Below are 4510 nucleotides of genomic sequence, written 5' to 3' on the forward strand. Positions count from 1 at the left end.
CTCGGCGTTGATCACGTCGGGGAACTCCATGTCCACGCCGAGCAGCGCGTCGTAGGCCGCCTTGGGGGCCGAGCGCAGGTTGCCGGTGAGGGACATGATGCGTTCCTCGGGGCCGCTGAGGGTGTGGTCCTGCTGCCGCCAGAGTTCGCTGAAGTAGTAGTTGTAGATCTGGAGGTCGGCTTCCTCGGCCATGAAGTTGCGGATGACCTGGGGGTCGAGGGCCAGCAGCTCGGGTTCGATCCAGCTGGTCGCTTCGCCGAACGCGGGGAAGAGGGCCTTCACCCGGCCGTCCATGGTGGCGAGGTCGCCGTTGCCGCGGTCGACGTCGAATTTCGTCTGCGCGTACATGTAGACGCGGAAGAAGCGCTGGCCGAGGGCGTCCTGGGCGTTGAAGGCGTCGAGCATCGCGGCAGCCGACTCGCCGAGGCGGCCCCGGAAGTCTTTCAGCTTGGGGATGTCGGCGGCCACGGCGGCCAGTTCGGCCTCCCAGGCGGCGTCATCGGCGAAGATGTGGCCCGGCGCCCACTGGTAGTCGGCCGGGATGTCGGATCGGGCGGCGGACGGATCGGGGGCGTAGTCGGCCAGGGCCGGGATGACCGCGAGGGTGAAGAGGGTCAGGACGAGCAGGGCGACGCGTCCGTGACGGCGACGATGCAGCATGGTTGGTACCTCCGAAGCGGATTGCGGGACGTGCGTGGGCCCGGTTCCCTGGGGAACCGGGCCGTCGGGGAGGGATGGCGGGGCCGGGGCCGCGGCGCCGGGGCTACCGCAGCGGCAGGCCCTTCTCGTTCAACCCGGCCGCCAGGCCGTCGGACGCCGCCGACTTGGCCGGGAATGCCAGGGGAATCTCGGTGACGGTGAAGGTCCCGGCGCCGGTGTCGTGGTCGCCGTGGAAGATCTTCTCGTCGAAGTAGCCGGTGAAGTAGAGGTTGTCCGGGCCGGTGCCCCAGATCGACACGAAGCTGCCCACCTCGTCGTACAGCAGTTCCCGGGTGCCGGTGTCGTCGGCGAAGCTGTAGTCGGCGGTCTGGAACCAGACCTTGCCCTCGTCGGTGACGAGGTAGACGTCGCCGGTCGCGTCATCGACCCAGATGTCACGGATGCCCGCGCCCGGATCGATCGAGAACTCGGGATAGAACTTCTTCCAGACCCGGTTGCCTTCGTCATTGATCACGATGCGGAACAGCCACCCCTCGCTCGTACCGAGGTAGTTCCGGGACAGGTCGGCCGGATCGTTGGTCATGCACATGACCCACTCGTCCTCGACCAGGACCTCGCCACTGAGGGGACGCAGGATCCAGGGGCCGATCAGCGCGGCATCGGTGTTGGCCGCCAGCACCGTGCCCTTGGTGCCCAGGGTGCCGAATCGCTGGCCCTCGTACTTGGGATCGAAATAGGCCCCGCCGAGGAAGAACGTGTTGACCGCCAGCAGGGAGGAGAGGTCCTCGGTGGTGCTCAGGGTGTCGATGGGCGACCCGTTCTCGTCGAGCTGGAACATGGTGCCCCCGGCGCCGGACCAGGTGGAACCGCTGAGCCGCCGGATCGCCCCTTTGGCGCCCACGGCGTGGAGCTGGTTGGCGAACATGCCCATGCCGTAGAGGTTGGCCTGGGTGCCGCTCGTCATGCTGCTCCAGGCGGAGCCGGTGTTGCGCCAGATGCGGCCGCCGTGGCCCGCGGCGTAGACCGTGTTCTCGCCCGGCAGGGGCGAGGTCCAGAGGGTCGTGATGGCGGCCGTGGTGCCCATGTCCTGGGCGGTCCAGGTGGCGCCGTCGAAGTGGAACATGGCACCGATGTTGCCGGCGACGTAGATGTCGCTGGCGCTGTTGCCGGTCACGTCGAACAGCCACTTCTGGGATTCTTCTGCGGGCGTCCTGGGGAAGTTGACCGTGGCCTTGTCCTCGCTGCAGGCCGCCAGGCCCAGCAGGGAAACACCGACGACGGCCAGCAGCAGGAGGTTCAGCCGGAAATGCCGGCCGGGCGTGGCAGGAGCAATATTCGTCATTGCCGCAATATCCTCACGTTCAGCTGGTGGGGAGAACGGAACGGCCGGCCGCCGAAACCGGCACCGGGCGAAGCCGGGCACCGGAGAATCCATGCCCGCAGGAGGCAGTGGCCGCAAATCCAACAGATGAATAATAGGGTCTGGCCCCGGGAAAGTCCACAAGCAGAACGGAATCATCCCGAGTGCGGGCTTGCAGTTCCGGCGGGTTGTGACAAGATTGACGAGGCTTTCGCCGCCGGGCCGGGCGGAAGCGAGCACCGCGACCGGGCCCGCGTGGGGTGCCGGCGGCCGCGAGCCGCCCAGCAGGAGCCGCAGAGCACATGACCGAAGCCACCGCCCGGGACCTGTTCACCGAGATCGACCGCCTGCGGCGGGAGATGAACGCCGTCATCCTGGCCCACTACTACCAGGAGCCGGACATCCAGGACGTGGCCGACTTCGTGGGCGACAGTCTCGGCCTGAGCCAGCAGGCGGCGGCCACCGACGCCGACGTCATCGTCTTCGCGGGCGTGCACTTCATGGCCGAGACGGCGAAGATCCTCAATCCGGACAAACAGGTGCTGCTGCCGGACCTGGCCGCCGGCTGCAGCCTCGCCGACGGGTGCCCGCCGGACGAGTTCGCCGCCTTCCTGCGCGATCATCCGGGCCACAAGGTCATCAGCTACATCAACTGCTCCGCCGCGACCAAGGCCATGAGCGACGTCATCTGCACCAGCAGCAACGCCCTGAAGATCGTGCAGAGCTTCCCGGCCGACCAGCCGCTCGTCTTCGCCCCGGATCGCTATCTCGGGGACTGGGTGCGCCGGACGCTCGGGCGGGACATGGTGCTGTGGCACGGCTCCTGCGAAGTGCACGAGGTCTTCAACGAGAAGCGGCTGGTCGAGCTGAAGGTGACCCATCCGGAAGCGGTGGTCGCGGCCCATCCCGAGTGCCCCGAGGGGGTGCTGCAGCACGCCGACCACGTGGGCAGCACGACGGCGATCCTCGCGTTCGCCCGCCGGACGCCGGCGCGCGAGATCATCGTGGTCACCGAGGCGGGCATCCTGCACCAGATGCGCAAGGAGAACCCCGACAAGGTGCTCATCCCGGCGCCCGGCAACGACGAGACCTGCAGCTGCAACGAGTGCCCCTACATGAAGCTGAACACCCTGGAGAAGCTCTATATCTGCATGCGCGACCGCACGCCCGAGGTCGTCGTCGATCCCGCCGTGGCTGCGCGGGCGCTCGCGCCCATCAACCGCATGCTCGAACTGAGCCGCTGACGCCGGCGGGGCAGGGCCCCGGCGCCGGGGCCGGGGAGGGTCCGTGAAGACTCCCGTCTACCTCGATCACCACGCCACGACGCCGCTCGATCCGCGCGTCCTGGACGTCGTCACGCGGGTGACCCGCGACCACTTCGGCAATCCCGCCAGCGCCGGCCACGCCTTCGGCTGGGCGGCGGCCCGCCTGGTCGAGACGGCCCGCGAGCAGGTCGCCGGCCTGATCGGCGCCGCGCCCCGCGAGATCGTCTTCACCTCCGGCGCCACCGAGGCCGACAACCTGGCCCTGCTCGGGGCGGCGCGCGCCGCGGCCGGAGGCGGGCGCCGCACCCTGGTGCGCACCAACCTGGAACATCCGGCGGTGAGCGCTCCGCTCGACCACCTGGCCGCCCACGAGGGCTGGCGGGTGCGGGTGGTGACGAGCGGGCCCGACGGCCTCGTCGCTCCGGAAGCCGTGGCCGCGGTGGTCGACGCCGACACCCTGCTCGTGGCGGTCATCGGGGCCCAGAACGAGGTGGGCACGGTGCAGCCGCTGGCGGAGATCGCCGCGGTGTGCCGGCGGGTGGGGGCCCTGCTGCACGTGGACGCCGCCCAGGCGGCCGGCCGCGTCGATCTCGACGTGGCCCGCGACGGGCTCGACCTCGTCGCGCTCTCGGCCCATAAGCTCTATGGGCCGAAGGGCGTGGGGGCCCTGTACGTGCGCCGCCGCGACCCGCGGGTCACCCTGGCCCCGCTGGTCTTCGGGGGCGGCCAGGAGCGCGGCCTGCGCGCCGGCACCCTGAACGTGCCGGCCATCGTCGGCTTCGGGGAGGCGTGCCGGCTGGCCGCGGCCGAACGCGAAGAGGAGAACCGCCGGGTGCGCTCCCTGCGCGACCGGCTCTGGGAAGGGCTGCGGTCGGCGCTCCCGGACGTCCACCTGAACGGCGACCCGGAGCGGCGTCTGCCCGGCAACCTCAACGTCTCGTTCGGAGGCGTGCCGCGGGGCCGCCTGGTGGGTGCCCTGACGACCCTGGCGCTGAGCACCGGCGCCGCCTGCAGCAGCGCCGACGGCGAGCCGTCACCGGTGCTCGCGGCCCTCGGCGTGCCCGACGACCTGGCGGCCGCGAGCCTGCGCATCGGACTCGGCCGGTTCACCACCGAGGCCGAGGTGGACTTCGCGGCCGAGACCATCATCGCGGCGGTGCGTCGGCTGCGCGGCTAGGGAGCGCCCGGGCCCGGGGCGCGGGCCGGACGCCAGACGAGGGCGCCC

At 70.5% G+C, this 4510-nt stretch carries 4 protein-coding genes; 2 read left to right on the plus strand and 2 right to left on the minus strand.

What is annotated here, in order from left to right; all coding sequences use genetic code 11:
- Together KDM41_14595 and KDM41_14600 are read right to left on the minus strand one after the other, a co-directional pair.
- Nucleotides 1-660 (minus strand): hypothetical protein (locus tag KDM41_14595; protein ID MCB1184655.1); only part of this gene is annotated, 660 nt, incomplete at its 3' end.
- Nucleotides 661-763: 103 nt separating this feature from the next.
- Nucleotides 764-2002, minus strand: a complete 1239-nt coding sequence (locus KDM41_14600) for a hypothetical protein (protein MCB1184656.1) — start codon at nt 2000-2002, stop codon at nt 764-766.
- Nucleotides 2003-2322: 320 nt separating this feature from the next.
- On the opposite strand from KDM41_14600, the gene nadA reads away from it, so the two are divergent.
- Entirely contained in the window at nt 2323-3264 is a 942-nt protein-coding gene (gene nadA / locus KDM41_14605; protein MCB1184657.1) for a quinolinate synthase NadA, read from the plus strand.
- A gap of 43 nt (nt 3265-3307) precedes the next feature.
- Nucleotides 3308-4462: a cysteine desulfurase gene (locus KDM41_14610; GenBank protein MCB1184658.1), complete on the plus strand. Its 1155-nt coding sequence runs from the start codon at nt 3308-3310 to the stop codon at nt 4460-4462.
- Nucleotides 4463-4510: the final 48 nt, after the last annotated feature.

The sequence above is a fragment of the bacterium genome (genome assembly GCA_020440705.1).
In the GTDB taxonomy this organism is placed as follows: Bacteria; Krumholzibacteriota; Krumholzibacteriia; order LZORAL124-64-63; family LZORAL124-64-63; genus JAGRNP01.